Origin of the sequence: Pseudomonas sp. R3.Fl (assembly GCF_023516765.1) — a bacterium.
In the GTDB taxonomy this organism is placed as follows: Bacteria; Pseudomonadota; Gammaproteobacteria; order Pseudomonadales; family Pseudomonadaceae; genus Pseudomonas; species Pseudomonas citronellolis.
The window spans coordinates 1,423,928-1,449,894 of sequence record NZ_JAMGSO010000001.1 but is presented as its reverse complement, the minus strand read 5'-3'; the positions used below and the strand labels follow the sequence as shown (position 1 = coordinate 1,449,894).

The 25,967-nt window shown below is 69.9% G+C and carries 27 protein-coding genes; 6 read left to right on the top strand and 21 right to left on the bottom strand.

Annotated elements, in window-relative coordinates:
* The first annotated feature begins 6 nt into the window (after positions 1–6).
* Positions 7–543 carry a TRAP transporter small permease gene (locus tag M8R19_RS06000; RefSeq protein WP_249917307.1) on the top strand — a complete coding sequence of 179 codons (537 nt, stop codon included), beginning with the start codon at positions 7–9 and terminating at the stop codon, positions 541–543.
* The gene (locus tag M8R19_RS05995; protein WP_116423603.1) at positions 540–1,862 is read left to right on the top strand and encodes a TRAP transporter large permease; all 1,323 of its coding nucleotides are present in this window, start codon (positions 540–542) and stop codon (positions 1,860–1,862) included. Before M8R19_RS06000 ends, M8R19_RS05995 begins: the two co-directional genes overlap by 4 nt.
* 223 nt (positions 1,863–2,085) lie before the next feature.
* Here the strand turns inward: M8R19_RS05995 and M8R19_RS05990 are convergent, their stop codons facing one another.
* Complete coding sequence (locus M8R19_RS05990) at positions 2,086–3,582, bottom strand: aldehyde dehydrogenase family protein (RefSeq protein ID WP_249917306.1); 1,497 nt, start codon at positions 3,580–3,582, stop codon at positions 2,086–2,088.
* A 245-nt stretch (positions 3,583–3,827) separates the two neighbouring features.
* Between M8R19_RS05990 and M8R19_RS05985 the strand changes: the two genes are divergently transcribed.
* The 3 genes from M8R19_RS05985 to feaR all read left to right on the top strand — a co-directional run bounded on the left by M8R19_RS05985 (position 3,828) and on the right by feaR (position 6,981).
* A complete protein-coding gene (locus M8R19_RS05985; protein WP_043314781.1) occupies positions 3,828–5,327 on the top strand; it encodes an APC family permease in 1,500 nt (499 codons plus the stop codon).
* The gene (locus tag M8R19_RS05980; protein ID WP_249917305.1) at positions 5,308–5,886 is read left to right on the top strand and encodes a DUF3156 family protein; all 579 of its coding nucleotides are present in this window, start codon (positions 5,308–5,310) and stop codon (positions 5,884–5,886) included. The genes M8R19_RS05985 and M8R19_RS05980 overlap by 20 nt, the downstream gene beginning before the upstream one ends.
* Before the next feature lie 153 nt (positions 5,887–6,039).
* Entirely contained in the window at positions 6,040–6,981 is a 942-nt protein-coding gene (feaR, locus tag M8R19_RS05975) for a transcriptional regulator FeaR (protein WP_249917304.1), read from the top strand.
* Position 6,982: 1 nt separating this feature from the next.
* On the opposite strand, the gene M8R19_RS05970 is transcribed toward feaR, so the two are convergent.
* The 20 genes from M8R19_RS05970 to M8R19_RS05875 form a co-directional block, all read right to left on the bottom strand.
* Positions 6,983–7,321: a hypothetical protein gene (locus M8R19_RS05970; protein WP_249917303.1), complete on the bottom strand. Its 339-nt coding sequence runs from the start codon at positions 7,319–7,321 to the stop codon at positions 6,983–6,985.
* A 133-nt stretch (positions 7,322–7,454) separates the two neighbouring features.
* Positions 7,455–8,567, bottom strand: coding sequence for a histone deacetylase-like amidohydrolase (locus M8R19_RS05965; RefSeq protein ID WP_249917302.1), 1,113 nt, complete (start codon positions 8,565–8,567; stop codon positions 7,455–7,457).
* A gap of 33 nt (positions 8,568–8,600) precedes the next feature.
* Positions 8,601–9,755 (bottom strand): MFS transporter, encoded by a 1,155-nt coding sequence (locus M8R19_RS05960; RefSeq protein WP_249917301.1) that lies wholly within the window; start codon positions 9,753–9,755, stop codon positions 8,601–8,603.
* Between the two features lie 10 nt (positions 9,756–9,765).
* Positions 9,766–10,635 carry a transporter gene (locus tag M8R19_RS05955; RefSeq protein WP_009621657.1) on the bottom strand — a complete coding sequence of 290 codons (870 nt, stop codon included), beginning with the start codon at positions 10,633–10,635 and terminating at the stop codon, positions 9,766–9,768.
* Positions 10,636–10,739: 104 nt separating this feature from the next.
* On the bottom strand, positions 10,740–11,726 hold the full coding sequence (locus M8R19_RS05950; protein WP_249917300.1) for a response regulator transcription factor: 987 nt from the start codon (positions 11,724–11,726) through the stop codon (positions 10,740–10,742).
* A gap of 144 nt (positions 11,727–11,870) precedes the next feature.
* Positions 11,871–12,638: an SDR family oxidoreductase gene (locus tag M8R19_RS05945; protein ID WP_249917299.1), complete on the bottom strand. Its 768-nt coding sequence runs from the start codon at positions 12,636–12,638 to the stop codon at positions 11,871–11,873.
* Positions 12,635–13,429: an SDR family NAD(P)-dependent oxidoreductase gene (locus M8R19_RS05940; protein WP_249917298.1), complete on the bottom strand. Its 795-nt coding sequence runs from the start codon at positions 13,427–13,429 to the stop codon at positions 12,635–12,637. The genes M8R19_RS05945 and M8R19_RS05940 overlap by 4 nt, the downstream gene beginning before the upstream one ends.
* Positions 13,426–14,241 (bottom strand): molybdenum cofactor biosynthesis F family protein, encoded by an 816-nt coding sequence (locus M8R19_RS05935; RefSeq protein ID WP_009621661.1) that lies wholly within the window; start codon positions 14,239–14,241, stop codon positions 13,426–13,428. The genes M8R19_RS05940 and M8R19_RS05935 overlap by 4 nt, the downstream gene beginning before the upstream one ends.
* Before the next feature lie 59 nt (positions 14,242–14,300).
* Positions 14,301–14,969, bottom strand: a complete 669-nt coding sequence (locus M8R19_RS05930; RefSeq protein ID WP_116423612.1) for a helix-turn-helix transcriptional regulator — start codon at positions 14,967–14,969, stop codon at positions 14,301–14,303.
* A 235-nt stretch (positions 14,970–15,204) separates the two neighbouring features.
* Positions 15,205–15,570 carry a cupin domain-containing protein gene (locus tag M8R19_RS05925; RefSeq protein ID WP_249917297.1) on the bottom strand — a complete coding sequence of 122 codons (366 nt, stop codon included), beginning with the start codon at positions 15,568–15,570 and terminating at the stop codon, positions 15,205–15,207.
* 35 nt (positions 15,571–15,605) lie between these two features.
* Positions 15,606–16,904 carry an NAD(P)/FAD-dependent oxidoreductase gene (locus tag M8R19_RS05920; protein WP_043270797.1) on the bottom strand — a complete coding sequence of 433 codons (1,299 nt, stop codon included), beginning with the start codon at positions 16,902–16,904 and terminating at the stop codon, positions 15,606–15,608.
* 131 nt (positions 16,905–17,035) lie between these two features.
* A complete protein-coding gene (locus M8R19_RS05915) occupies positions 17,036–17,476 on the bottom strand; it encodes a GlcG/HbpS family heme-binding protein (RefSeq protein WP_043314767.1) in 441 nt (146 codons plus the stop codon).
* A 140-nt stretch (positions 17,477–17,616) separates the two neighbouring features.
* The gene (gene hpaI, locus M8R19_RS05910) at positions 17,617–18,423 is read right to left on the bottom strand and encodes a 4-hydroxy-2-oxoheptanedioate aldolase (protein WP_249917296.1); all 807 of its coding nucleotides are present in this window, start codon (positions 18,421–18,423) and stop codon (positions 17,617–17,619) included.
* A gap of 97 nt (positions 18,424–18,520) precedes the next feature.
* A complete protein-coding gene (gene hpaH / locus M8R19_RS05905) occupies positions 18,521–19,324 on the bottom strand; it encodes a 2-oxo-hept-4-ene-1,7-dioate hydratase (RefSeq protein ID WP_249917295.1) in 804 nt (267 codons plus the stop codon).
* Positions 19,325–19,336: 12 nt separating this feature from the next.
* A complete protein-coding gene (locus M8R19_RS05900; RefSeq protein ID WP_249917294.1) occupies positions 19,337–20,656 on the bottom strand; it encodes an MFS transporter in 1,320 nt (439 codons plus the stop codon).
* A gap of 43 nt (positions 20,657–20,699) precedes the next feature.
* Positions 20,700–21,092 (bottom strand): 5-carboxymethyl-2-hydroxymuconate Delta-isomerase, encoded by a 393-nt coding sequence (locus M8R19_RS05895; protein WP_043270789.1) that lies wholly within the window; start codon positions 21,090–21,092, stop codon positions 20,700–20,702.
* Between the two features lie 10 nt (positions 21,093–21,102).
* Entirely contained in the window at positions 21,103–22,026 is a 924-nt protein-coding gene (gene hpaD, locus M8R19_RS05890) for a 3,4-dihydroxyphenylacetate 2,3-dioxygenase (RefSeq protein WP_074977025.1), read from the bottom strand.
* Between the two features lie 112 nt (positions 22,027–22,138).
* Positions 22,139–23,599: a 5-carboxymethyl-2-hydroxymuconate semialdehyde dehydrogenase gene (hpaE, locus tag M8R19_RS05885; protein WP_249917293.1), complete on the bottom strand. Its 1,461-nt coding sequence runs from the start codon at positions 23,597–23,599 to the stop codon at positions 22,139–22,141.
* 19 nt (positions 23,600–23,618) lie between these two features.
* A complete protein-coding gene (locus tag M8R19_RS05880; protein ID WP_009621680.1) occupies positions 23,619–24,389 on the bottom strand; it encodes a fumarylacetoacetate hydrolase family protein in 771 nt (256 codons plus the stop codon).
* A gap of 1 nt (position 24,390) precedes the next feature.
* Positions 24,391–25,056 (bottom strand): fumarylacetoacetate hydrolase family protein, encoded by a 666-nt coding sequence (locus M8R19_RS05875; protein WP_069863974.1) that lies wholly within the window; start codon positions 25,054–25,056, stop codon positions 24,391–24,393.
* Between the two features lie 275 nt (positions 25,057–25,331).
* On the opposite strand from M8R19_RS05875, the gene hpaR reads away from it, so the two are divergent.
* A complete protein-coding gene (gene hpaR, locus M8R19_RS05870; protein ID WP_009621684.1) occupies positions 25,332–25,754 on the top strand; it encodes a homoprotocatechuate degradation operon regulator HpaR in 423 nt (140 codons plus the stop codon).
* The last annotated feature ends 213 nt before the right edge of the window (positions 25,755–25,967 follow it).

The following is a 25,967-nucleotide window of genomic DNA, read 5'->3' as shown; positions in this document are numbered from 1 at the left end:
GCCGCGATGAGCGAGATGCTGTCCCTCGAAGGCGCCGTGCCGGCCCGCGGCAAGGGCCTGCCGGTGCGCCTGCTGGAATCCCTGGCGCAGGGCTTCGCCTACTTTGGCGGCGCCCTGCTGCTGGCCCTGGTGGGCATGTCCCTGGTGTCCATCGTCGGCCGCAAGCTGTGGTCGATGCCGGTCACCGGTGACATGGAGCTGCTGGAAATGGGCGCGGCGGTGGCCATCGCCGCCTTCCTGCCGCTGTGCGAGATACGCAACAGCCACATCCGCGTGGAGATGTTCTCCAACTGGATGCCCCTGGCCGTGCGCCGCGGGCTCGATGCCGTGGCGCACCTGCTGTTCGCCGCGGTCGCCGCCGTGCTGGCCTGGCGCACCGGCCTGCAGGTGCTGGAGGCCCACGCCCACGAGGACAGTAGCACCCTGCTGGCGGTGCCGCACTGGATCCCCCTGGCGCTGGTGGTGCCGAGCCTGGCGCTGCTGTGCCTGTGCGCCCTGTGCCGCAGCCTGCTGGCGCTGCTGGAAGAAGGAGCCGGACGATGAGCGGAATGGCCCTGGGCCTGTGGATGTTCGCCGGCCTGCTGGCGATGCTGGTGCTGCGCGTGCAGGTCGGCGTGGCGATGTTCCTGGCCGGCGCGCTGTGCTTCCTGGTGATCAACCAGGGCGACCTCGGCGCCTTGCTCTACACCCTCAACAACCTCGCCTACGCGCGCCTGTCCAACTACGACCTGGCGGTGATCCCGCTGTTCGTGCTGATGGGCCAGTTCGCCACCCACGGCGGCCTGTCGAAGGCGCTGTTCCGCTGCGCCTCGGCCTTCATCGGCCACTGGCGCGGGGGCCTGGCGCTGTCGGCGGTGGGCGCCTGCGCCGGCTTCGGGGCGATCTGCGGCTCGTCCCTGGCCACCGCGGCGACCATGGGCCAGGTGGCCCTGCCGGAGCTGGCGCGGCACAAGTACTCCGGGCGCCTGGCCACGGCCTCGGTGGCCGCCGGCGGCACCCTGGGCATCCTCATCCCGCCGTCGGTGCCGCTGATCATCTATGCGGTGCTGACCCAGGAATCCATCGCCAAGCTGTTCGTCGCCGCCATGCTGCCGGCGCTGGTCGCGGTGCTCGGCTACATGCTGGTGATCCGCATCCAGGTCGCCCGCGATCCCAACGCCTGCCAGCCGGCGCCCAAGGCCAGCGGCCGCGAAAGGCTGGCGGCCTTCGTGCAGATCCTGCCGATCCTGGCGATCTTCCTGGTGGTGATCGTCGGCATCTACGGCGGCTGGGCCAACCCCACCGAGGCGGCTTCCATCGGCGCCGCGGCCTGCGGCCTGCTGGCGGCGCTGCGCGGCGGCATGCGCTGGGACGGCCTGGGCAAGAGCCTGACCGGCACCGCCGAGGCCAGCGCAATGATCTTCCTGGTGCTGCTGGGCGCCGACCTGCTCAACTCCGGCCTGGCGCTGACGCAGATGCCGGTGGAACTGGCCACCTGGGTCCGCGACAGCGGCCTGGCGCCGTTGCTGGTGCTGGCGGTGATCCTGCTGATCTACCTGCTGCTGGGCTGCGTGATGGACTCGCTGGCGATGATCCTGCTGACCATCCCGATCTTCTACCCGATGATCATGGGCCTGGAGTTCTTCGACCTGACGGCGGGGGAGAAGTCCATCTGGTTCGGCATCCTGGCGTTGATGGTGGTGGAGATCGGCCTGATCCACCCGCCATTGGGGATGAACCTGTTCATCGTCAACAAGCTGGCGAAGGACGTGCCCTACATGGAAACCGCCAGGGGCGTGCTGCCGTTCCTCGCCTCCGACCTGCTGCGCATCGTGCTGCTGGTGCTGGTGCCGGGGTTGTCGCTGTGGTTGTTGAGTTTCTGAGCCGAGCGTTCGTCCCGAACCTGTAGGAGCGGGCCCTGCCCGCGATATCGCGCGCAGGGCGCGCTCCTACGTGGGGGGGTGTGGGCGGGGATCTCATCCGCGAATCGCGCCGGTGGTTCCGGTTATCGCGGACGGAGTCCGCTCCTACGCTTCCTGGAAGCACGGATGTAGGAGCGGACTCCGTCCGCGATTGGGCTCACCGGCAAACTCCCCAACCCTCACCTCAATACGCAATACAAACCGACTTCCCCTCCGTGAACCCCTCGATCGCCGCCCGTCCGAACTCCCGTCCCAGCCCCGACTGCTTGTAGCCGCCGAACGGCAGGTTGGGGTCCACCGGCACGTGGTTGTTGACCCACACCGTGCCCGCCTCGATCCGTGGGATCAGGTCCATCACCCGGCCCAGGTCGTTGCTCCAGATGCTCGCCGCCAGGCCGTAGGGGTTGTCGTTGATCTGCGCCACGGCGGCGTCGAGGTCGTCGTAGCTCAGCACCGAGAGCACCGGGCCGAAGATTTCCTCGCGGGCGCAGGCCATGCCGGCGTTCACCCCGGCCAGCACCGTCGGTTCGACATAGTAGCCGGGCAGGTCCGGGCGGCCTCCACCGCAGATGAAGCGCGCGCCCTGTTCCCGGGCCAGGGCCAGGTGGCGCAGCACGCTGTCCTGCTGGCGGCGCGAGACCAGCGGGTTGACCTGGGCCTGTGGGTCGAGGCCCGGGCCGATGCTCAGCTTGCCCACCTGTTCGCCCAGGCGCTCGACGAACTCGGCGTGGCGGCTGGCGTGGACGAACAGCCGCGAGGCCGCCGCGCAGACCTGGCCCTGGTTCAGCAGGCCGCCGCCGATGGCGCCGGCGATGGCCTTGTCCAGGTCGGCGTCGGGCAGCACCAGCATGGGGTTCTTGCCGCCCAGTTCGAGGGTGAAGCGCGTCATGTTCTGCAGGGCCGCGCCGCCCACCAGCTTGCCCACCGCGGTGGAGCCGGTGAAGGACACCTTGTTCAGCAGCGGGTGCGCCACCAGCGCCGCGCCGGCCTCGGCGCCGCCGAGCAGGACGTTGAAGACGCCGGCGGGGATGCCCGCCTCGATGGCCAGCTCGGCCACGCGCAGGGCGGTCAGCGGCGTCTCGTCGGCCGGCTTGATGACGATGGCGCAGCCGCAGGCCAGGGCCGGCATGACCTTCCACAGGGCGATCATCAGCGGGAAGTTCCACGGCACTATGCCGGCCACCACGCCCACCGGTTCGCGGCGGGTGTAGGCGGAAAAGCGCGCGCCGGCCGGCATCGGGATGGAGACGTCCAGCGTCTGCCCCTCGATCTTGGTGGCCCAGCCGGCCATGTAGCGCATGTAGCCGAGGGAGGCGCCGACCTCGATGGCGCGGGCGATGTGGATCGACTTGCCCTGTTCCAGGCTTTCCAGCTGCGCCAGTTCCTCGGTGTGGCGCTCCACCAGCTCGGCGAAGCGCAGCAGCAGGCGTTCCCGCTCGCTCGGCGCCAGGCCGCTCCAGATGCCGGAACGGAAGGCGCGGTGGGCCGACTGCACGCAGGCGTCGACCTGCTCGAGGTCGGCCAGGCGCACTTCGGCCAGGGGGCTGTCGTCGGCGGGGTTGCGCAGGGTGCGGCGGGCGTCGCCGTGCGGCGCGCATTGTTCGCCGTCGATGAAGGAAGCGTGGGGGCGGGCGAGGTAGGCCTGCACCTCCGGGAGGATCGGAATCAGCGGGCTGGACATGGGCAACTCCTGGGCTGCGATGGTCGATGGCCCAGGCTAGCCGCGGCGCGCGCCGGCGGCTTGTCCGAGCCTGCCAGTCGGGCATGACCCTCACTGCCGCCCTGGCAGCCATGGACAAGTCCGCCGGCAAGCCTGGGCAAGACGCCAGCAGGCGCCGGGCGCAGAGTGTCAGCCAGGCCCCACCGTGCCGCCCCTTCATGCCTAAGCCACAACAAACCAGAACATCTGCTTAGAGGCTCACCACCATGTCCATCCAGCAGCAGCTCGACGCGCACCTCAAGCGCGGCACTGTCGGTTTTCCCACCGCCCTGGCCAGCACCATCGGCCTGATCATGGCCAGCCCGGTCATCCTCACCGCCACCATGGGCTTCGGCATCGGCGGCAGCGCCTTCGCCGCGGCCATGGTGATCGCCGTGCTGATGATGCTGGCGCAGTCCACCACCTTCGCCGAGGCGGCCTCGATCCTGCCCACCAGCGGCTCGGTGTACGACTACATCTCCTGCGGCATGGGGCGCTTCTTCGCCATCACCGGGACCATCGCCGCCTACCTGATCGTCCACGTCTTCGCCGGCACCGCCGAGACCATCCTTTCCGGGGTGATGGCGCTGGTGAACTTCGAGCACCTCAACACCCTGGCCGAGTCCGCCGGCGGTTCCTGGCTGCTGGGCGTGGGCTTCGTGGTGGTGTTCGGCATCCTCAACGTGTTCGGCGTCAACGCCTTCGGCCGCGCCGAGGTGGTGCTGACCTTCGGCATGTGGAGCACCCTGATGGTGTTCGGCGTGCTCGGCCTGCTGGCCGCCCCGGCGGTGCAGCTGGACGGCTGGTTCGGCGCCTCGCTGGTGGGCACCGACCTGCAGACCATCCTCTCGCTGGTGGGCATGGCCATGTTCATGTTCGTCGGCTGCGAGTTCGTCACCCCGCTGGCGCCGGATTTGCGCAACTCGGCCAAGGTGATGCCGCGGGCCATGGCCCTGGGCCTGTTCGGCGTGGCCTCGTGCATGTTCATCTACGGCGCGGCGATGAAGCGCCAGGTGGAGAACGTGCTGCTCGACCCGGCCGCCGGCGTGCACCTGCTGGACACGCCCATGGCCATCCCGCGCTTCGCCGAGCAGGTGATGGGCCAGGTCGGCCCGCTGTGGCTGGGCGTGGGCTTCCTGTTCGCCGGCGCCGCCACCATCAACACCCTGATGGCCGGCGTGCCGCGGATCATGTACGGCATGGCCGTGGACGGCGCGCTGCCCAAGTGCTTCGCCTACCTGCAGCCGCGCTTCAAGACGCCGGTGCTGTGCATCCTGGTGGCGGTGCTGATCCCCTGCCTGCACGCCCTGTGGCTGCGCGGCAACACCGACCACATCATGAACCTGGTGTTGGCCGCGGTCTGCGCCTGGAGCACCGCCTACCTGCTGGTGACCCTCTCCGTGGTGCTGCTGCGCATCCGCCGCCCGGACCTGCCGCGGGCCTACCGCTCGCCGCTGTTCCCGCTGCCGCAGATCGTCTCCAGCGTCGGCATCCTCATCGGCATGTGGTACATCACCCCGCCGGGCATGAACCCCGCCGACATCTACGTGCCCTTCGCCGTGATGCTCGGCCTGACCGCCGCCTACGCGCTGGTCTGGACCCTGCTGGTGCAGAAGGTCAACCCGTTCCGCCCGGTGCCGGTGGAAGAGGTGCTGGAGAAGGAGTTCCGCGCCGAACCCGGCATCCATTCCAGCGAGTTCTACGGCCATGCTTCCAAGGCTGTCTGACTGGCTGCGCCGGCCGCCCTCGGGCTACCGCCCGGGGGTGACCCTGGAGCAGGCCCGGCGCAACCTCGGCGGCCTGGCCTTCGAAGCGCTGGAGCCCGGCGCCGGGCGTTTCAGCACGGTGGACGGCGGGTTGGTGTTCGAGCTGCGCGAGCGGCCCCAGGCGCAGTTCCTCATGCACCTGGTGCTCACCGAGTTCGTCGTCGAAGGGCCGGCGGCATACTCCGGCGAGGCGCGCTTCGAACTGCGCCACCAGGGTGTGCTGCGGCGCCAGGGCGTGGAATGCCGCCAGCGTTCCGGCGACCCGGCGCTGGGCGCGCGCCTGGCCGAGCGCCTGGCGGCCGACGAGCACCTGCAACGGGCGCTGCCGCCGCTGGACTTCAAGCGCCTGGAGTTGGAGTTCGACGCCGGGCGCTGGCGCATCCGCCTGGAGCACATGGCCGCCAGCGAGGTGGTCAACCGCCTGCCCAGCTTCCGCCGCTACCTGCGCCTGGAGCGCGAACAGCGCGACCACCTGCTGCGCGCGCTGTTCCACCTGGGGCGCCTCGCAAGCGAACTCTGAGCGCGGCTTGCCGCGCTGCTTTCATTTACAGGTTATCCACGCCCACTGGCATGCCAGCTGCATAGGAAACGGCTGTCAGAAATTCGTTGCGGGCATTTCGATAACATGTTAACTGTTTCGCGACAACAACAACGCCACCCCACGGAGGTGCGTATGCAAGCCCATCATGCCGCCCAGGTAGGGCTGGAAGGCTGGAGCGCGGCGCTGCGCTCCATCTGCGGTCAATTCGAGACGCAGCTGGCCTTCAGCCGTTCGCTGTTCATCGGCGAGATCCACGCGCAATCGCACTCCGGCCTGACCATGGCGCACCTGCGCACCAATGCCGGGCTGATCGCCCGCAAGCGCCTCAATGCGGACCAGGACGACGACCGCCACTGCTTCCTGATCAGCCAGCGCAGCGGCTTCTCCCAGGTCAGCCAGAACGGCGTGGACATCCAGCTTTCCCCCGGCGAGCTGCTGTTGATGGATTCGGTGGGCAGCTGCGAGATCACCCCCTTCGGCCTCATCGAGCACGCCTCCCTGCACCTGCCGCGCGCGGCGCTGGACAAGGTGCTGCCCGGGCGCAGCAAGTTCGGCAAGGTCTCAGCCGCCTGCGCCAGCGGGCGCATGCTGCACCTGCTGGTGGACCAGCTGTGCCGCGAGTCCGGCTCGAGCCCCGCCGGCGCCGAAAGCGAGGCCCTGGAGAACGCCTTCATCGCGCTCCTGCCCACGGCCCTCGGCGCCCACGGCGAGACGCCCGGCAGCGAGGCGCTGCAGGGCGGCAACCTGCGCAGCTACGTGCAGAAGGTCATCGACGAATCCCTCACCCAGCCGGGCCTGAACCCCCAGGGCCTGGCGCAGCGCCTGAACATCTCGGTGCGCCACCTGTACCGGCTGTTCGAGGAGCAGGGCGACAGCGTCTGCCGCTACATCCAGCGCGCGCGCCTGCAGCGCAGCGCCGACGACCTGGCCAACCCCATCCTGCGCGGCGAGTCGATCACCACCATCGCCTACAAATGGGGCTTCACCGACTCGGCGCACTTCAGCCGCGCCTTCAAGAAGCACTTCGAGCGCTCGCCCAAGGACTACCGCGCCAGCGCCCTGAGCGTGGCCTGAGTCAGAGCAGCTGGTCGATGAGCACGGCGTTGCTGTAGACCAGGCTGCCGTCGCTGGCGCGGTGGCCCACCAGGTGGAAGTGGCCGCGCTCGTCGCGGTCCAGGTAGACGCGCAACTGGCAGTCGGACAGCGGGCCGTAGTCCTCGGGCAGGTTCAGCTCCAGGGTGCTCATGTCGACGTCCACCCAGCGCTCGGGCTCGTGGCTGCGCTGCAGCTCCTCCTCGGCATCTTCCAGGTGCCGGCGGTCGGTGCCGCTGAGGTAGAAGTGGATGTCCTCGATGGGCATGGGCTGGGCGTCGGGGCTGGTCTTGCACCAGCCTTCGATGGTCAGGGTGCTCATGGCGTGGCCTCCGTTTGGCGGGCCGGCAAGGTTCGTCCGGCCTGTCCCGATTGGACCACGGGTGTGCCGTGCCTGCTTCGACGCCTGGACAAACGGATCGGCGGCCGGCGCGGGGCGGCGGCCGCCGACGGGCTCAGTCGGCGAGCTGGCGCGCCAGGTCCCGCACGCGCTGGCGGAGGAAGGCCGCCACCTCGCTGCCCGGCTGCTGCAGGCCGAGGAACTCCAGCAGCGGGTCTTCCACCGCGGTGCGGATGCCGCTCAGTTCCTCCAGCACCGCCAGGCCGCAGAAGGGCACGTAGGCTTCGGCGTAGCCGCCCTCGTGGACCAGCACCAGGCGCCCGTCGCAGAGCTGCTCGGCGGCTTCGCGCAGGCGCGCGGTCATGGCGCGGAAGGAGCCGCTGTGCAGCAGCATGCGCGCCAGCGGGTCCACGGCGTTGGCGTCGTAGCCGCAGGCGACGATGATCAGTTGCGGGCGGAAGCGCCGCAGGGCCGGCAGGACGATTTCGTCCAGCGCCTGCAGGTAGGCGTCGTGGCCGCTGCCGGCGGGCAGCGGCACGTTCAGGTTGGCGCCCAGGCCGGCGCCGCGGCCGCGATCGGCGACGCCGCCGTAGCCCGGCGGGAAGCAGTTCTCCTGGTGCAGCGAGACGCTCAGCACGTCGCCGCGCTCCTCGTAGATGGCCTGGGTGCCGTTGCCATGGTGCACGTCCCAGTCCACCACCGCCACCCGCTCAATGCCGTGCCGCGCCCTGGCCGCCTCGATGGCGATGGGGATGTTGGCCAGCATGCAGAAGCCCATGGCCTGGTCGGCCAGGCAGTGGTGGCCCGGCGGGCGCGACAGCGAGTAGGCGTTGTCCGCCTCGCCGCGCAGCACGCAGTCCACCGCGGCCATGGCCAGGCCGGCGGAGAGCCGGGCGATCCCGTAGCTGCCCGGGCCGATGGGCGCGTGGTCGCCCAGCTCGCCGCCGCCGGCGTCGCTCAGGGCCTTGAAGCGCTGCAGGTAGTGCTCCGGGTGGACGCGCAGCAGGTCCTGCTCGCTGGCCGGCTCGGCGCTGCGCAGGTCCAGCTGGCGGGTGAGGCCGGAAACGTCCATCAGGTTCTTCAGGCGCCGTTTGCTTTCCGGCGACTCGGCATGGCCGCCGCCGGCCGGCGGCTGCACCCAGCCGCCCACGGGCAGGAACAGGGCGTGCTGGCTGGCGCTGTGCCAGAGGCTCAGTTCATCGAAGAAGAACGCGGTGCGTCGGGTCATGGAAGGCTCCATTCACGGGGATTCACAGGGGATTCACAGGGGTTGCGCAGTGGCGGCCGCCGCGCGCGGGCGGCTGCCGAGGATCAGGGGCAGGGACAGCGCGGTGAGCGCGGCGGCGCCCAGCAGCAGGCCGTGGAAGTCGCCGTCGGCGCCGATCAGCCGCCCGCCGAGGGCAGGGCCCAGGGCCAGGCCGGCGCCTATCACCAGGTTGCTCAGGCTCATCAGCCGGCCGCTGGCGTCCAGCTCGGCGAGGCAGGCGAGGATGAAGGGCAGGGCGTAGGTCCAGGTGAACTTGAACAGCAGCGCGGCCAGGGCGAAGCGCGCCAGGCCCGGGGCGCCGAGCAGCAGGAGGATGGCCAGGGCCATCAGCGCGAAGCCGGCGGCCAGCTGGCCCTCGCGGCGCCAGCGCTCGCCCGCCAGGCTGGCGCAGGTGGCGCCGGCGATGCCGGCCAGGGTGGCCACGGCCAGCACCTCGCCGCCCAGGGTGGCGGCCAGCCCGGCGCGTTCGCCGATGGCGCCGACGAAGGTCCAGACCGCGCTCAGGGCGACGTAGAAACCCAGCAGGCCGAGGATGGCGGCGGCGATCTTCCAGCGCGGCGCTTCGACGGCCTTGCGCGGGCCGGTGGCGGCCATGGCGCCGCTCGGCAGGGCGCGCACCAGCGGCAGCGCCAGCAGCATCAGCGCGGCCAGGGCCAGGTAGCCGGCGCCCAGGCCGTAGGCCTGGTACAGGCGCGGCAGCACGGCCAGGCCGACGGCGCCGAGCACCAGCTGGCCCAGCACCCAGATGCCATAGGCGCGGCTGGGGTTGGGCATGCCGGCGGCGCAGGACAGGCAGAGGATCATCAGCGAGCCGCCGCAGAAGGCGCTGAGGGCGCGCAGCACGAGCAGCGCCTGGTAGCCGCCGGCGTTCGCCGAGGCCAGGTTGGCGAGGATGAAGCCCAGCGCCGCCAGCAGCCCGGCCAGGCGCCAGTCCACGCGCCTGAGCCAGAACAGCGAGGGCAGGGTGGCCAGGCTCATGGCGCCCAGCTCGACGGCGAACAGGTCGCCGATGCGCGCCGGGTCCAGGTGCAGTTGCGCGGCCAGTTGGCTGGCGATGGCCGGGGCGGTGAGCAGCACCGCGGGGGTGATGGCGGCGAACAGCACCACGGCCGCCAGCAGGGCCGGCGAGGGAATGCGCGGAACAGTCATGGCGGCGACCTCAGAAGGCATGGACGAAGCGCAGCAGCAGGTTGTCCTGGGCATACGCGTTGGCGGTGGAGACATTGCGGGTGAGGCCGAGCAGCACCTGGTTGCGCTTGTCCAGCCAGTGGCCGACCTCGAAACCGGCCTGGGTGTAGCGTTGGTGGCTGTCGTCGATGTCGTGGCCGCCCAGGCGCAGGGCGCCGCCGTCGGCGGCGATCAGGCGCAGCGCGGCATAGGTGGCGGGGGTGAAGTCGTAGGAGGCGAAGGCCTGCAGGCGGTACAGCGGCTTCTGTTCGAGGGTGGCGCCGAGGTAGTCGTCGTTGTTGCCGTAGAGCTGGGCTTCCAGGTTGGCCTCCAGCACCCAGTTCTCGCCCACGCCGCGGGTGTAGTTGTAGTTCAGGTGCAGGGCCCAGCGGTTGGCGCCGGGCGACACGCCCGGGTCCTTGGCGTGGTATTCGCCCAGCGGCAGGCTGACCAGGGCCAGCAGGCCGCTGTAGGTGCGCGTCTGCGGCTCGTCGATGAAGAACAGCGTGCCGCCCACCTGTGGGTCGCCCACCCCGCGCTCGCGGCTGCGCTCGGCGGCGCCGGGGCCGCGCGCCTCGATGTCGGCGTAGGGCACGATGAACTGCGGCGTGCACAGGCGCCCGCAGATGTCGCTGAACCACAGCTGGCGGTAGGCCAGGGCATTCACCTTGAGGTCGGCCTTGCCGCTGCTGTCCGCCGCGCCGTGGTAGTCGTCGGAGCGCGTCAGCGGCAGGTAGGTCACCCCCAGGCTGGTGCCCACGGGGGCGGAAAAGAAGTCGCGGGCGTTGAGGTCGGCGGCCTGGGCCGGGCCGAGGTACAGCGCGCCAAGGGCGCAGAGCGAAAGGCTTCGGTGCAGCTTCATGGTGGTTTTCTTCTTCTGTCGGTGAGGCGGGCGAAAGCCTCCCCTGGCGCCGCGCGCGGGCGCGGCGTCGGGATGTGGAGGCGTTGGGGAAATGCGGCCGGCTATCAGCCGGGCGGGTGGTGCAGCAGCTGGGCGATGCCGGCCTTGCCGTTGACGCCGAGCTTGCTGTAGATGCTGCGGATGTGGTGGCGCACGGTGTTCGGCGCCAGGCCCAGGTCGCGGGCGATTTCCTTGTAGGTGCTGCCCAGGCCGAAGCGCTGCGCCACCTCGGCCTCGCGGGTGCTCAGGCGGGCCATGGCCGGGCACAGGCGGGCGCTGAGCAGCAGCAGGTCGTGCACGGCGGTGGCCTGCAGTTGCAGGTGCTGGCCGCTGTAGCCGGCGGCCGGGTCGACTTCCGCCGGCAGGCGCGGACCGGTCCAGCGCGGCCATTCGCGCAGCAGCAGCTCGACGAAGCCGCGCTCGGCGTAGTGCAGCAGGCCGCGCCGGTCGCACACCGCCAGGGCCAGCGGGTTGGGCGCGTCCAGGCGCTCGCGCAGGGCCACCAGGGCGCGGATCTGGTTGGCCCCTTCGGCGGCCACCAGGTGCGGCATCAGCTGGTCCACCAGGAAGCGCTCGCTGGCGTCGAAGGGGCGCGCGCCGGCGCGGCGGTACAGGCTCAGGTGCAGGCTGAGCTGGGTGCGCGGGTCGATGTGGATGATGCAGAGGAATTCGCCGAAGCCGTGGTGCTCGGCCAGCCAGCGCAGGCCGGGGGTGCAGTCGGCGGCGCGGGTGTCGATGCGCACCGCGTGGCCGGGCGTGGCGTAGACGCGCTTGACGGTGATGTCCTGGTGGCGGATCGCCTGCCAGTCCTCCAGGTAGCTGTCCGGCAGCCGGTAGAGGTGGCTGCTGTGCTCCAGCGGCAGGCCGTCGACCAGGGCCGCGCGGCCCCACCAGGCCATGTCGAAGTCCAGCAACTGCTGCAGGCGGCCCATGGCGGCGGCGTGGAAGCCGGGCAGCGCGCATTCCTGGGCCAGGCGCTGGAGGTCCAGGACCAGGGCGTTGAATTCGCTGAAGCGCCGGGCGCCGAAGGACAGGTCGAGGGTGCTGCTCATGGGGTTCCCCTGCTGCGACTTTAGTTGTTGTTGTCAGTCATCAGTGAGCGGCCGGGTGTCGAGACGACAGGGCAGGGCCTGGGGCTGAGTATCCGCATCGCGGCGCGCGCGCACCATCCTGCAGATGCAGGATGGGCGGGTGGTTCAGACCAGCGCGGCACTGCTTTCCGGGAGGGTGGCGCCGCCGTCCACCACCAGCGTCTGCCCGGTGATGTAGGCGGCGGCGTCGGAGGCGAGGAAGAGCATGGCGTTGGCGATGTCCGCCGGCTGGCCGAGGCGGCCCAGGGGGATGCCGGCGGCGATGCGCGCTTCCAGTGCTGCGTCGCCCAGGTTGGCCATGGCCGGGGTGTGGATCATCCCCGGCTCCACGCCGTTGACGCGGATGTTGCGTGGCGCCAGTTCCAGCGCGGCATTGCGGATGAAGCCGTTGACCCCGGCCTTGGACGCCGCGTAGTGGCTCAGCCCCGGGTAGGCCACCCGGTTGCCTGTGACCGAGGAGGTGGCCAGCACGCAGCCGCCGCCGCGCGCGGCGAACAGCGGCAGGGCGGCCTGGGTCAGCCAGAACAGCGCGCCCAGGTTCACCGCCAGGGTGCGTTGCAGCAGCTGCGGGGTGATGGCGGCGAACTCGGTCAGCGGGAAGTAGGCGGCGTTGTGCACCAGCACGTCCAGGCCATCGAGCTCGGCGAGGGCGGCGGCGATGGCCGGCGGATCGGCCAGGTCCACCGCCAGCGCCCGGGCCTCGCGGCCCTGGTTGCGCAGTTCGCTGGCCAGGGCTGCGACGGCCTGCTCCTGGCGGTCGAGCAACAGCAGCGAGGCGCCGGCCGCGGCGAAATCTTCGGCGATACGGCGGCCGATGCCCTGGGCCGCGCCGGTGACCAGCACGCGCCGGCCGCTGAAGTCGAAGCGCGTCATGGTCCGTCCTCCATTCGTTCGAAGGCGAGGGTGGGCAGGTCCACCACGCTGGCGCCGCCGTCGGCCACCAGGCAGGCGCCGGTGACGATGGCCGCCGCCTCGCTGGCGAGGAACTGGCACAGCCCGGCGATCTCGTCCGCCATGGCCGGGCGGCGCAGCGGCACCTCGGCGGTGACCCGCGCGTAGGCGGCGTCCAGGTTTTCGCCATGGTGCTGCATCAATGGCTGCATCTCGGCATCGGCCATGGGCGTGCGCACCCAGCCGGGGCACAGGGCGTTGACGCGCACGCCGCGCGGGCCATAGTCCCGCGCCAGGGAGCGCATCAGCCCGAGCAGCGCGTGCTTGGCGACGGTGTAGCCGCACACGCCGGGCCCGGCCACCAGGGAGGCGATGGAGCCCACCAGCACCATGTTGCCGCGCCGCGCCAGCAGCGATGGCAGGCAGGCGCGGGCGCTGGCGAAGGCGCTGTCGAGGTTGCCGCGCAGGGCGTCGCGCCAGGCCTGGTCGCTGGTCTCGCCGGCCGCGCCCAGGCCGTGGCCGCCGGCGCAGGCGACGAGCACGTCGATGCCGCCGAAGGCCGCCTCGATGCGCTGGATGAAGCCCTGCCAGGTTTCGCCGTCGGCGGCGTCGCCGGCCAGCACCAGGCCGCCGCACTGGGCGGCGACCTGCTCCAGGGCCTCGCGGCGGCGGCCGATCAGCACCACCTTGTCGCCCGCTTCGGCGAAGCGCCGCGCGCAGGCCGCGCCTATGCCGGTGCCGGCGCCGGTGATGACGACGACGCGGCCGCTCATGGGTACACCGTGCGGTTGAGTTCGTCGCAGTAGGAGGCGACCGGGAAGTTGGACAGCTCGTCGAAGCCGCTGCCGGCGTAGCCGAAGATCTTGCCGTCGCTGCGGTGCTGCTGCAGGTCGATCATCACCAGGCCGAGGGTGGGGACGATCTTCTCGCGCCAGACGAACAGGTACAGCTGCTCGGCGACCTTGTAGTAGTGGCAGCGGTCGGTGTCGCACAGCCCGGCCTCGACGCCGGCCAGGCACTGCCAGGTGTAGAAGCCGTCGTTCAGGTAGATGTGTTCGTAGACCTCGGTGGGGCTGTAGCGGTAGCGGTTGCGCAGGCCCACCAGTTCGCTGCTCGGCGCGTGCGGGCAGGCGCCTTCCTGCCAGGGGCGGTCGAGGCTGCCGTGGAGGATCTGCACCTGCACGCCGGTCAGGTCCTTGCCGGCCAGGGCGCGGGCGTAGAGGCCTTCGCCGGTCTCGGCGGCGCCGGGCAGCTGGCCCAGCACGGCGGTGAAGGACTGGCTGTGGCGGTCCAGCACCAGGCTGACCGACCAGGCCTGGCCGTCCTCGCGCTTGATGAAGTCGACCAGCACGATGCCGGGGCGCACCGAGGTGGCGCGGTAGGCCGCCTCGCCCGCGGAGTGGCCGTCGGCGGCGCGCCAGCGGGTGGTCTCGGCGTCGAACCGGTGCTCGATGCGCCAGCCGTTGGCGAAGTGCAGTTCCAGGCGCTGCCCGGCGAGGTCGGCCAGGCGCGGCAGGATGAAGGCCTCGGGGGCGAAACCCTCGGCGAGGGCGCCGACGGTGATCCAGTCGGAAGAAGCGGTCATGGGTGGGACTCCTGTGTTGGTGGAGCCCCCATGCTGCGCGGCGGGGCGCGCGGGGAACATCAACCGGATGGTTGATCCAGGAACAGCCGCGCCAGCAGCTCGGTGCGGCTGGCCACGCCGGCCTTGCGGAACAGGTGGATAAGATGCGTCTTCACCGTGGCCAGGCCCAGGCCGAGCTGGCGCGCCAGGTCCTTGTTGCTGGCGCCGTCGCGCAGCAGCAGGGCGATCTCACGCTCGCGCGGGGTGAGCTGGGCGAGGGCGTCGTGGCTGCGGGGCAGCGCCTGGGCGGCCAGCTCCAGCAGCCCCTGCAGGGCTCGCAGGCGGTCGAGTTCGTCGCTGGAGAAGGGCGCCTCGCCGACGCGCCGCAGCAGCGAAAGCCCGGCCAGGGGGCGGCCGCGGTCGGCGGCGATGACTTCCACCACGTCGATCACCCCGTGCCGGCGCAGGAAGCCGTGGTAGCGCTCGCGCTGGTCGCCGGGCTGCTGCGCCATGCCCACGGCCAGCGGCACCACCGGCAGGCCGGTGGCCAGGCAGGCGCCGGGCCGCAGCGGGTCGAGGCGGTGGTAGTGGTCGAGGTAGTCGGCGTGCATCTGCCGGCCCATGCCGAGCAACTGGAAGTCGCAGGCCTGCAGGTCGGCGTCGATGCGGTAGAAGGCGGCGCGGGTGGCGGGGACCAGTTGGTGGAAGCTGTGCAGGCAGCGTTGGCCGATCTGTTCGGGGGTGGGCATGGGCTGGGTCCTGCGTGGGGGTGGGGGGAGGTGTTTCAGGTTAGCGCGGTTCCCTCTCCCCAGCCCTCTCCCTGAAGGGAGAGGGGGCTTGTCTGTGCCGAGAGAAGGAATGGTTTCAGCCGGTAATCACTGTACTAGCCGGCTAACGCCGAACTATCAGCGTCTGCCCAACGGTCCCCTCTCCCTTCAGGGAGAGGGTTAGGGAGAGGGGCTCTTCAGGCTTCCGAATCAGCCCTCAAACCACCGCGTAATAGTGCTTCACAAACCCCTCCCCCAACACCTCCCAAAGCACCTGCGTGCCCTTGGTCACGAACCAGCTATCCCCAGCCTTGTACAACTGGCTCTGCCCGGTGGCCTCGTCGGTCAGCCGCACCTCGCCGCTGACCACCGTGGCTTGCTCGTTGAAGGGATAGGTCATGCGGAACTTGCCGCCGGTGGTGCCGAAGTAGGCGGCGCTGACCGGGTCGGTGGGGGCGCCGGCGGTCATCTTGCCGAAGGCGCGGACCTCGCCTTCGAGGATTTCCGAGCCGAGGTCGGCCACGGTGCCCCAGGCGTCCAGCTCGTCGAGGGTGATGCCTTGCCTGATGGGGGTGAGTGCCATGTGCTTGCTCCTGTGCAAGTGAGTGGAAAGCGGGTTCAGCGGCGCCCGGACCAGTAGCCGGACACCTGGTGCCAGGTCTTGCCGGCGCTGAGCAGCAGCGGGCGGAACTGGTCCTTGCCGTGGACGCGGATGCGTCGCACCGAGCTGATCAGGTCGTAGCGCGCCGAGCCTTCGCTCATGCCCTCGGCCAGCACCTTGCAGATGATGTGGCTGGGGGTGACGCCGAAGCCGGAGTAGCCCTGCACGAAGAAGGCGTTGGGGCGGCCGGGCAGGGCGCCGATCTGCGGGAACAGGTTGGGGCTGCAGGCCATGGGGCCGCCCCAGGCGAGGTCGATCTTCACGTTTTCCAGGTAGGGGAAGATCTTCAGCATCAGCGCCCGGTTCCAGGCCTTGAGGTCGCGCGGGATGTGCTCGATGAAGGGCGTGGCGGCGCCGAACAGCAGGCGGTTCTCGCGGGTCACGCGGTAGTAGTCGATGACCGGGCGGATGTCGCTGTAGGCGCCGCGGATCGGGCTGATGCGCTGGATGAGTTCGTCCGACAGCGGCTCGGTCATCATCTGGAAGGCATAGGTGTTGATGGTGCTCTTGTGCAGCTCCGGCTCCAGCTTGTTGAGGAAGCTGTCGCAGGCCCAGAGCAGCTTGCCGGCCTTCACCGAGCCCTTGGCGGTGCGCACGGTGATGCGCTCGCCGTAGGTCACGTCCAGCGCCGGGCTGTACTCGAAGATCTTCACCCCGTGGCTGGCCAGGGCCTTGGCCTCGCCGAGCAGCAGGTTGAGCGAGTGCACGTGGCCGCCGCCCATGTGCAGCAGGGCGCTGGAGTATGCGTCGGAGCCGATGATCTGGCGCACCTCGGAGCCGTCCAGGTAGCGGATCTCGTGGGTGGAGTTCAGCGACTTGAACTCCTTCTCCCAGGCCCGCAGAGTCTTCGCCTGGCGGGCGTTGAAGCCCATGTAGCCGTAGCCGTGGCAGAAGTCGGCGTCGATGCCGTACTTCTGGATGCGGCCCTTGATGATGTCGGCGCCCAGGTCGCTGATCTCGAAGATCTGCCGCAGGCCGTCCTCGCCGACGTCCTTGCGGATCTTCTCCAGGTCGTGGCCGATGCCGGCCATGATCTGCCCGCCGTTGCGCCCGGTGCCGCCGAAGCCGAGGTAGCGCGCCTCCAGCACGACGATGTTGGTGATGCCCTTCTCGGCCAGCTCCAGGGCGGTGTTGATGCCGGAGAAGCCGCCGCCGATCACGACGACGTCGGCCTCCAGGTCCGCCTCCAGGGAGGGGAAGGACAGGTCGTATTTCTTGGTCGCGGTGTAGTAGGTGGGGGTCTCGATGTTGATCATGACTGCAGCCTGGAACCGGAGGGAAAAGGGCGCGGCCGCTGCCGCGCGGATGGCCCTATTAGGGGCCGCGGCGCCCATTCCTGTCTTGACCCTGGCTGCCCGGCCACTTGTCCGGGACTGACAGCGGCGGCTCAGCCGGCCAGCAGTTGCTCCACGCGCTCGACGGCGGCGCGGGCGCAGAGCATGTCCTGCGCCTCGGAGGCGCCGGAGACGCCGACCGCGCCGATGACCACCTCGCCCAGGCGCAGCGGCTCGCCGCCGCCGAACAGCACCAGCCCGGTCTGCAGCGGCAGGCCCTGGCGCACGGTCGGCGCGCTCTGTTCCAGGTAGGCCTGCCAGTCGCCGGTGGGTTTGTCGAAGGCGGCGGCGGTGCCGGCTTTCTTCAGGGCGATTTCGCGGCACGGCTGCGCGGCGCCGTCCATGTGCGCGGTGAGCACCGGCAGGCCGCTGGCGTCGACCAGCGCGATGCTGAGCCGCAGGCCCAGTTCCTCGGCGCGCGCGAGCGCGGCCTGCAGCGCCTGCTGGGCGAGGTTCAGGGTGAGGTGTGCCTGCTGGCGGACGAGTGCGGTCATCGAGGGGACTCCGAGTGGGAAGGTGGCGGGGCGGATCATGACCGAAAGGGGGCGGGGCTTTGCAAGGGCCAAGAAAATCCTTGCCTGGGCGCCGCCCGCCAGCCGCGCCTTCCCGCGCGGGCCTGGCGGGCGGCGGGGCTTCAGTACACCGAGGGGGCGGACGGGGCCTGGGGCTGGGCGCCGCCCTTGAACTTGCCGGCCAGTTCGCGCAGCGAGCGCATCAGCAGGCTGGTGTCCACGCCCACGGCGACGAACCTGGCGCCCAGCTCCAGGTAGCGCCGCGCCAGCTTCTCGTCGGCGCTGAGGATGCCGGCGGCCTTGCCGGCACGCTGGATGCGGGCGATGGCGTCCTCGATGGCGGCCTGCACTTCCGGGTGCCCGGGGTTGCCGCGCTGGCCCATGGCCGCGCTGAGGTCGGCCGGGCCGATGAACACGCCGTCGACGCCGTCCACCGCAGCGATAGCGTCGAGGTTGGCCAGGCCTTCGAGGTTCTCCACCTGCACCAGCAGGCACATCTGCGCGTCGGCCTCGTCGAGATAGCCGGGGATGCTGTTCCAGCGCGAGGCGCGGGCCAGGGCGCTGCCCACGCCGCGCACGCCGAACGGCGGGTAGCGCATGGCGCGCACCAGCTCACGGGCCTGCTCGGCGGAATCCACCATGGGCACCAGCAGCGTCTGCGCGCCTATGTCGAGCAGTTGCTTGATCAGCGCCGTGTCGCCGAGCACCGGGCGGATGATCGGCTGCACCGGGTAGGGCGCCACCGCCTGCAACTGGCCGAGCAGGCTGCGCAGGTCGTTGGGCGCGTGCTCGCCGTCGATCAGCAGCCAGTCGAAGCCGGCGTTGGCCGCCAGCTCGGCGCAGTAGGGATCGGCCAGGCCGAGCCAGAGGCCGATCTGGGCTTCGCCGGATTGCAGGCGTTGTTTGAACGTATTGAGGGGGATGTGCATGGGAGGTCCTTGGCGGAAGTCTGAGGCTAGAGGCTAGAGGCTAGAGGCTAGAGGCTAGAGGCTAGAGGCTAGAGCCGCTCTGACTTCCAGCTCACATTCATACAAACCGGCAAGAAATGCTGCCGAGCTGGTCGTAGTCGACGTGGAAGGTATCGCCGGGCGCCGCCGCCACCGGGCGGGTGAAGGAGCCGCCGAGGATCACCTGGCCGGGTTCCAGGGTGACGTCGTAGGGGGCCAGCTTGTTGGCCAGCCAGGCCACGCCCTTGGCCGGGTGGTTGAGCACCGCGGCGGAGACGCCGGATTCCTCGATCACGCCGTTGCGGTAGAGGATCGCCGGCACGCGGCGCAGGTCGATCTCGCTCGGCCGCACCGCGCGGCCGCCCATGACCACGCCGGCGTTGGCGGCGTTGTCGGAGATGGTGTCGAAGACCTTGCGGGTGACCTTCGTCTGCGGGTCCACCTGCTGGATGCGTGCGTCGATGATCTCCAGCGCCGGGATCACCCACTCGGTGGCCTCCAGCACGTCGAACAGGGTGACGTTCGGCCCCTTCAGCGGCTTGCCGAGGATGAACGCCAGCTCCACTTCCACCCGCGGCACGATGAAGCGCTCGAAGGGGATGTCGCTGCCTTCCTCGAAGAACATGTCGTCCAGCAGGGCGCCGTAGTCCGGCTCGGTGATGTTCGACGAGACCTGCATGGCCCGCGAGGTCAGGCCGATCTTGTGGCCTTTCAGCACGCGGCCATTGGCTATCTTTTGAGCCACCCAGGCGCGCTGGATGGCGTAGGCGTCCTCGATGGCGATGTCCGGGTAGTCGAGGGAGAACTGCCGCACCTGCTGGCGCGAACGCTCGGCGGCGTCGAGGCGGGCGGCGGCTTCCTGGATGAGGCTGGAGTCGAGCATGGCGATATCTCTTTAGCGGGGGTTGACCACGGCGGCCGGGGTACGCAGGACCAGGGCGGCGCCGAGGGCGATGAGGATGGCCAGCAGGTACAGGGCCAGGCTGGAGCTGTGGGTGGTGTCGCGCATCCAGCCGATGAAGTAGGGCGCAGCGAAGGCGGCGATGCTGCCGAAGGAACTGATCAGGGCGATGCCCGCGGCCTGGGCGCGGTCGGCGAGGAAGGCCGGCGGCAGCTGCCAGAACATCGGCAGCGCGGCGCTGGCGCCCATGCCGGCGAGCACCAGCCCGGCCAGCACCAGCCACGCGTTGCTCGGCGCCAGGCCCGTCAGGGCCAGGCCGGCGGCGGCCAGCAGCAGCGGCACGGCGAGGTGCCAGCGGCGCTCGCGGCGGCGGTCGGAGGAGCGCCCCAGGGCGATCATGAACACGCAGCCGGCGAGGTACGGCAGGGCGCTGAGCAGGCCGACGCGGCCGTCGGAGCCGATGCCTGCGCCGTGGATCAGGCTGGGCATCCAGAAGGCCAGGGTGTTCACCGCCAGCATCACCGCGAAGTAGATGGCCACCAGCAGCCAGACCTGGCGGTCGCGGAAGATGCCGGCGAGGGAGGTGATCTGCTTGCGCTGTTCCTCGCCCTGCATCTCCGCGCGCAGGCCGGCCTTCTGCTCGTCGCTGAGCCAGGCCACGCGTTCGAAGCTCTCCGGCAGGCGGCGCCAGACCAGCAGGCCGAGCAGCACCACCGGCAGGCCTTCGATGAGGAACATCCACTGCCAGCCGCGCAGCCCGAGGAAGTCGTGGAAGCCCTCGAGGATGCCGCCGGACAGCGGCCCGCCGATCACCCCGGCCATGGGCACGGCGATGGCGAACAGCGCGGTGACGCCGGCGCGGCGGCGCGCCGGGAACCAGCGGTTGATGTAGACCAGTATGCCGGGGAAGAAGCCGGCCTCGGCCACGCCCAGCAGCAGGCGCAGGCTGTAGAAGCCGGCCGCGCTCTGCACCAGCAGCATGGCGGTGGACAGCAGGCCCCAGGTGACCATCAGGAAGGCGATCCAGCGGCGCGGGCCGACGCGCTCCAGCATCAGGTTGCTGGGCACGCCGAACAGCGCGTAGGCGACGAAGAACAGCCCGGCGCCCAGGCCGTAGACGGTGTCGCTGAAGTGCAGGTCGGCGCTCATCTGCAGCTTGGCGAAGCCGATGTTGATGCGGTCCAGGTGGGCGAAGACGTAGCAGATCAGCAGCAGCGGCATCAGGCGCCAGACCACGCGGGCGTGGGTGGCGTCGCTGCCGGCGGGCAGGTCGGCGGAGGGCTGTGCGGCGGAGGGCAGGGTGGCGGTGCTCATGGTCTTGTCTTTGTTCTGCGAGTGGCCGGGGGCGCGGCGGGCTTCAGCCCGCCTGGCCGTTGAGGAAGGCGTGGACGTTGTTCTGCTTGTAGTTGAGCTCGGCGTTCAGCTCGCTCATCTCGAAGGACAACGCCAGCAGCCGGCGCGCCTGGAGGTCGGCGAAGTGCGCCTTGATCACCTCGAACAGCGCGTCGGCGACCTGCCTGCGGGTGGCCAGGTCGCGCCCGGCGCCCACCTTCAGGCTCATGTGGACGAAGGCGTAGTCGTGCGCGCCGTCGGCCATGCGCCAGGTGTCCAGGCGCACGGCGCGGCTGCGGATGCCGCCGAGCGGGAACACCCCGCTCGCGCCGAGGCAGGCGTGGACCTTCTCGAACAGGCCGGGCAGGTCGGCCTCGGCTTCGATGTTGTGCGTGTACTCGGCGATGAAGTGCGGCATGGCGGGCTCCTCAGAGGCGGCTGGCGGACGGGTTGCCGGCGGGGTTGGAGGCCTGGGCGGCGGGGATCGCCGAACCGTCCTGCGGGGTGACCGGGAACACCGCGTTGATCTGCCCGGTGCCGGAGGAGCCGAAGTAGGGCGTGACCACCTCGGCCTTGCCGTCGTAGTCCGACCAGCCCAGCGCGCCGAGGAGCATGGCGGTGTCGTGCATGAAGCCTTCGCCGTGGCCCTTGGCCGCGTACTCCGGGAGCATGCCGCAGAAGGCCTGCCAGTCGCCGCGCTGCCACATCCGCACCACCTCGTGGTCGAGGGTTTCCAGGAACGGGCTCCAGACCTTGTCGGCGAATTCCGGGGCCTGGCCGTTCTGGGCGAAGCGGTGGGTCAGCGAGCCGCTGGCGAGGAAGGCCACGGTGCCGTCGTAGTGCTCTTCCACCGCCTTGCGCATGGCCCAGCCCAGGCGCGCGCTGTCGTTGAGGTAGTGCACGGTGCACAGCGCCGAGACCGAGACCACCTTGAAGTGCTGGTCGGCGTTCATGTAGCGCATCGGCACCAGGGTGCCGTACTCCGGGCCGAGGGTGGTGGCGTCGTGGGCCAGCACGTCCACGCCCATGGCGGTGCAGCCCTCGGCGAGGATGCGGCCCAGTTCGGGGTTGCCGGGGAACTCGTACTCCATGTTGGCGATGAAGTGCGGCAGCTCGTTGCTGGTGTACAGCCCCTGGAAGTGCGGCGCGCAGTTGATGTGGTAGCCGGCGTTGACCAGCCAGTGGGTGTCGAACACCACGATGGTGTCCACCCCCAGCTCACGGCAGCGGCGGCCGATCTCCTTGTGGCCGTCGATCGCCGCCTGGCGGCAACCCTGGCGCGGGCCGGGCAGTTCGGAGAGGTACAGCGAGGGAACGTGGGTGATCTTGGCAGCCAGAGCGAGTTTGCCCATGGTGGTTCTCCTGGTGCGGGGCGCCTGCGCTGGGGCGCCCGGATTCTTGTGATTGTGGCTGCACGCCGGCGATGCAGGCGGCCTGGGCGGCCGCTCTCATCGGGCCGCCTTTTTACACGCCCCAGCGGGGGATGTGGTGGCTGCCCATGGAAATGCACACGTTCTTGATCTCGGCGAAGACCTCGAAGCTGTACTCGCCGCCCTCGCGGCCGGTGCCCGAGCCCTTCACCCCGCCGAACGGCTGGCGCAGGTCGCGCACGTTCTGGCTGTTGATGAATACCATGCCGGCCTCGATGCCGCGCGCCAGGCGGTGGGCCTTGCCGATGTCCTGGGTCCAGATGTAGGAGGCCAGGCCGTATTCGGTGTCGTTGGCCAGGCGCAGGGCCTCGGCCTCGTCCTTGAACTTCAGCAGGCAGACCACCGGGCCGAAGATTTCTTCCTGGGCGATGCGCATGCGGTTGTCCACGTCGGCGAACACCGTGGGCTGCACGAACTGCCCGCGGGCCAGGTGCGCCGGCAGGTTGGCCGGGCGTTCCAGGCCGCCGGCGACCAGGCGCGCGCCTTCTTCCATGCCGATGCGGATGTAGCCGGTGACCTTGTCGTAGTGCTGCTGGGTGATCATCGAGCCGACCTGGGTCTTAGGGTCCTGCGGGTCGCCGACGATCAGGCGCTTGGCGCGGGCGGCGAACTCCTCGACGAAGCGCTCGTACACGCTCTCCTGGATGAAGATACGGCTGCCGGCGGTGCAGCGCTCGCCGTTCAGCGAGAAGATGGTGAACAGCGCGGCGTCCAGGGCGCGGTCGAGGTCGGCGTCGTCGAAGATCAGCACTGGCGACTTGCCGCCCAGCTCCATGGAGTACTTCTTCAGGCCGGCGGTCTGCATGATCTTGCGCCCGGTGGCGGTGCCGCCGGTGAAGGAGATGGCGCGCACGTCGGGGTGGCGCACCAGGGCGTCGCCGGCGGTGGCGCCGTAGCCCTGCACCACGTTGAGCACGCCCGGCGGGATGCCGGCTTCCAGGGCCAGGCGGCCCAGCTCGTTGGCGGTCAGGGGCGACAGCTCGCTCATCTTCAGCACCGCGGTGTTGCCCAGGGCCAGGCAGGGCGCGGTCTTCCAGGTGGCGGTCATGAACGGCACGTTCCACGGCGAGACCAGGCCGCACACCCCCACCGGCTGGTACAGGGTGTAGTTGAGCATCTGGTCGTCCACCGGGTAGCTGTGGCCGTCCATGCGCGTGCAGACCTCGGCGAAGAACTCGAAGTTGTGCGAGGCGCGGGGGATCAGCACGTTGCGCGTCTGGTGGATCGGCAGGCCGGTGTCGAGGGTTTCCAGCTCGGCGAGGTTGGGCACGTTCGCATCGATCAGCTCGCCCAGCTTGCGCATCAGCTTGGCGCGTTCCCTGGCCGGGGTGTTGGCCCATTTCGGGAAGGCTTCCCTGGCCGCGGCCACGGCCATGGCGATTTCCTCGGCGCCGCCGCTGGCGACCTCGGCGATCACTTCGGTGGTGGCCGGGTTGATGGTCTGGAAGACTTCTTTGCTCTCGACCTCGCGGCCGTTGATCCAGTGCTTGATCATGCTTGTTTCTCTATCTCGATTAGGGACGGGCGCGGTTCGCGAAGAACTCGGCCTCGCTGACGATGCGGTTGACCAGGCGGCCGACGCCTTCCACTTCCACCACCACTTCATCGCCCGGCACCACGTCGGCCAGGCCTTCCGGCGTGCCGGTGGCGATCATGTCGCCCGGCTGCAGGGTCATGAAGCTGGAGAAGTATTCGATCAGGTAGGGGATGTCGAAGATCATGTCCGCGGTGGTGCCTTCCTGCTTCAGCTCGCCGTTGACCCAGGTGCGCAGCTTCAGCTTCGACGGATCGGCCACGTCGGCGGCGTCGACGATCCACGGGCCGACCGGGGTGGTGGCGTCGCGGTTCTTCACCCGCAGGTTGGGGCGGTAGTAGTTCTCCAGGTAGTCGCGGATGGCGTAGTCGTTGCAGACGGTGTAGCCGGCCAGGTAGGCGAGGGCGTCCTCGCGCCTGACGTTGCGCGCCGGCTTGCCGATCACCGCTACCAGCTCGCACTCGTAGTGCATGTAGGCGACGTTGTCCGGGCGCCAGGTGACCTGGTTGTGGCCGGTGTAGGTGCCTTTGGACTTGATGAACGCCAGCGGCTCGGTGGGCGCCTTGAAGGCCAGTTCGGCGGCGTGGTCGGCGTAGTTCAGGCCGAGGGCGAACATGCTCCCTTCGGCCGGCGGCAGCCACTGCACCTCGTGCTCGCCGAGCAGGCGGCCATCGGCCAGGCGCACGGCGTTGTCGGCTTCCACGGTCACTGCGTGGATTTCGCCCTGGTAGCGGATGCGTGCGTGTTTCATCTCAGGCTTCCTCCGCCACGACGTGATTGACCAGGCGGCCGAGACCTTCGATCTCCACCACCACCTCGTCGCCCGGTTGCACGTCGACGCGGCCCTCGGGGGTGCCGGTGATGAGCACGTCGCCGGCGTGCAGGGTCATGAACTCGCTGATCTCGGCGATCAGTTTGGGAATGCTGCGCACCAGGTTGGCGGTGCTGTTCTGCTGGCGCACTTCGCCGTTGACCAGCAGGCGCAGCGGCAGGGCGTGCGGGTCGGCGATCTCGTCGCGGCCGACCACTTCGCTGCCCAGCGGGCAGAAGCCGTCGCGGCACTTGGCCTTGACCGCCGGGCGGTAGTAGCTGTCTTCCGGCAGGCTGAATTCGTTGACGATGACGTAGCCGGCCACGTAATCCATGGCCTCGTCCTCGCTGACGCGGCTGGCGTCGCGGCCGAGCACCACGCCCAGGGCCGGGCCCGGCTGCAGGCGCTCGACGCCAGCGGGGAACACCACCGCCTGGCCGTCGCCGTTGCGGGTGTTCGGCGTCTTGATGAACAGCACCGGCTTGACCGGCGGCTTCTGGTAGGGCGGCTGCTGGAATTCCTCCAGCCGGCTGTGCAACAGGCCCTGGTAGTTCAGCGCGACGCCGAACAGGGTGCCCGTTGCGGCTTCGCTGATAGCGCGACGCATGGCTTCGTTCTCCTGCTTCACCCGGGCCGTGGATACCCAGGTATCGTTAACATGTTAGCGTTATAGTTAATATGTTAACTATGGTCAAGCCTCGTCCATCGGGGCCTGGTTTCGCTGCAGGCATTGGAGCAGGCGCGCCGGCGCCGGGATTGTCCGGCGCTGCCATGACCTTGACCGACGCTGCCAGGGCGCCGCGCGGGTCGTCGCAGGGTTTGCCTATGCAGGGGCTATGCTGGTTAAAATCTTTCCTATTTTCAGTCGAGTAGCCCATCTACATGTCCACGCCGCGTCCGTCCCTGACCCTCACCCTGCTGCAGGCCCGCGAGGCCGCCATGGCCTTCTTCCGCCCCTCGCTCAACCAGCACGACCTGACCGAGCAGCAATGGCGCATCGTGCGCATCCTCCGCCAGCAGGGCGAGATGGAGATCTACCAGTTGGCGCAGCAGGCCTGCATCCTCAAGCCGAGCATGACCGGCGTGCTGGCGCGCATGGAGCGCGACGGCCTGGTGCGCCGCTGGAAGTCCGAGCACGACCAGCGCCGCGTGCTGGTGTGCCTGAGCGAAAAGGGCCAGCAGTGCTTCGTGGCCATGAGCGACGACATGGAGAACAACTACCGGCGTATCCTCGAACAGTTCGGCGAGGACAAGCTGCAGCAATTGCTGGGGCTGCTCGACGAGCTGAAGAAGATCAAGCCCTGAGGCTCTTTTTGTAGGAGCGAGGGGGACGCCTAGTTCTTGCTCGCGAACCCGCCCCAGCGCCTCACCTTGACCGTCATTCCCGCGAACGCGGGAACCCAGTGACTGTGGCGACGCGCACTGGAAGCCACTGGATCCCCGCGTTCGCGAGGATGATGGAGCCGATTCCGGCGCTGGAGCTAGTTCGCCCCTACAGTCCCACAGGCAGGTAACCCC

Excerpts from the sequence above, each read along its gene's own strand:
- M8R19_RS05960 (WP_249917301.1), bottom strand. The coding sequence starts at position 9,755 with ATGACTGTTCCGCGCATTCCCTCGCCGGCCCTGCTGGCGGCCGTGGTG.
- M8R19_RS05935 (WP_009621661.1), bottom strand. The coding sequence starts at position 14,241 with ATGACCGCTTCTTCCGACTGGATCACCGTCGGCGCCCTCGCCGAGGGT.
- hpaE (WP_249917293.1), bottom strand. The coding sequence starts at position 23,599 with ATGATCAAGCACTGGATCAACGGCCGCGAGGTCGAGAGCAAAGAAGTC.
- M8R19_RS05895 (WP_043270789.1), bottom strand. The coding sequence starts at position 21,092 with ATGCCGCACTTCATCGCCGAGTACACGCACAACATCGAAGCCGAGGCC.
- feaR (WP_249917304.1), top strand. The coding sequence starts at position 6,040 with ATGCAAGCCCATCATGCCGCCCAGGTAGGGCTGGAAGGCTGGAGCGCG.
- M8R19_RS05965 (WP_249917302.1), bottom strand. The coding sequence starts at position 8,567 with ATGACCCGACGCACCGCGTTCTTCTTCGATGAACTGAGCCTCTGGCAC.
- M8R19_RS05990 (WP_249917306.1), bottom strand. The coding sequence starts at position 3,582 with ATGTCCAGCCCGCTGATTCCGATCCTCCCGGAGGTGCAGGCCTACCTC.
- hpaI (WP_249917296.1), bottom strand. The coding sequence starts at position 18,423 with ATGCACATCCCCCTCAATACGTTCAAACAACGCCTGCAATCCGGCGAA.
- hpaR (WP_009621684.1), top strand. The coding sequence starts at position 25,332 with ATGTCCACGCCGCGTCCGTCCCTGACCCTCACCCTGCTGCAGGCCCGC.
- M8R19_RS05970 (WP_249917303.1), bottom strand. The coding sequence starts at position 7,321 with ATGAGCACCCTGACCATCGAAGGCTGGTGCAAGACCAGCCCCGACGCC.
- M8R19_RS05875 (WP_069863974.1), bottom strand. The coding sequence starts at position 25,056 with ATGCGTCGCGCTATCAGCGAAGCCGCAACGGGCACCCTGTTCGGCGTC.
- M8R19_RS06000 (WP_249917307.1), top strand. The coding sequence starts at position 7 with ATGAGCGAGATGCTGTCCCTCGAAGGCGCCGTGCCGGCCCGCGGCAAG.
- M8R19_RS05985 (WP_043314781.1), top strand. The coding sequence starts at position 3,828 with ATGTCCATCCAGCAGCAGCTCGACGCGCACCTCAAGCGCGGCACTGTC.
- M8R19_RS05995 (WP_116423603.1), top strand. The coding sequence starts at position 540 with ATGAGCGGAATGGCCCTGGGCCTGTGGATGTTCGCCGGCCTGCTGGCG.
- M8R19_RS05915 (WP_043314767.1), bottom strand. The coding sequence starts at position 17,476 with ATGACCGCACTCGTCCGCCAGCAGGCACACCTCACCCTGAACCTCGCC.
- M8R19_RS05900 (WP_249917294.1), bottom strand. The coding sequence starts at position 20,656 with ATGAGCACCGCCACCCTGCCCTCCGCCGCACAGCCCTCCGCCGACCTG.
- M8R19_RS05955 (WP_009621657.1), bottom strand. The coding sequence starts at position 10,635 with ATGAAGCTGCACCGAAGCCTTTCGCTCTGCGCCCTTGGCGCGCTGTAC.
- M8R19_RS05925 (WP_249917297.1), bottom strand. The coding sequence starts at position 15,570 with ATGGCACTCACCCCCATCAGGCAAGGCATCACCCTCGACGAGCTGGAC.
- hpaD (WP_074977025.1), bottom strand. The coding sequence starts at position 22,026 with ATGGGCAAACTCGCTCTGGCTGCCAAGATCACCCACGTTCCCTCGCTG.
- M8R19_RS05980 (WP_249917305.1), top strand. The coding sequence starts at position 5,308 with ATGCTTCCAAGGCTGTCTGACTGGCTGCGCCGGCCGCCCTCGGGCTAC.
- M8R19_RS05945 (WP_249917299.1), bottom strand. The coding sequence starts at position 12,638 with ATGACGCGCTTCGACTTCAGCGGCCGGCGCGTGCTGGTCACCGGCGCG.
- M8R19_RS05920 (WP_043270797.1), bottom strand. The coding sequence starts at position 16,904 with ATGATCAACATCGAGACCCCCACCTACTACACCGCGACCAAGAAATAC.
- M8R19_RS05940 (WP_249917298.1), bottom strand. The coding sequence starts at position 13,429 with ATGAGCGGCCGCGTCGTCGTCATCACCGGCGCCGGCACCGGCATAGGC.
- M8R19_RS05880 (WP_009621680.1), bottom strand. The coding sequence starts at position 24,389 with ATGAAACACGCACGCATCCGCTACCAGGGCGAAATCCACGCAGTGACC.
- hpaH (WP_249917295.1), bottom strand. The coding sequence starts at position 19,324 with ATGCTCGACTCCAGCCTCATCCAGGAAGCCGCCGCCCGCCTCGACGCC.
- M8R19_RS05930 (WP_116423612.1), bottom strand. The coding sequence starts at position 14,969 with ATGCCCACCCCCGAACAGATCGGCCAACGCTGCCTGCACAGCTTCCAC.
- M8R19_RS05950 (WP_249917300.1), bottom strand. The coding sequence starts at position 11,726 with ATGAGCAGCACCCTCGACCTGTCCTTCGGCGCCCGGCGCTTCAGCGAA.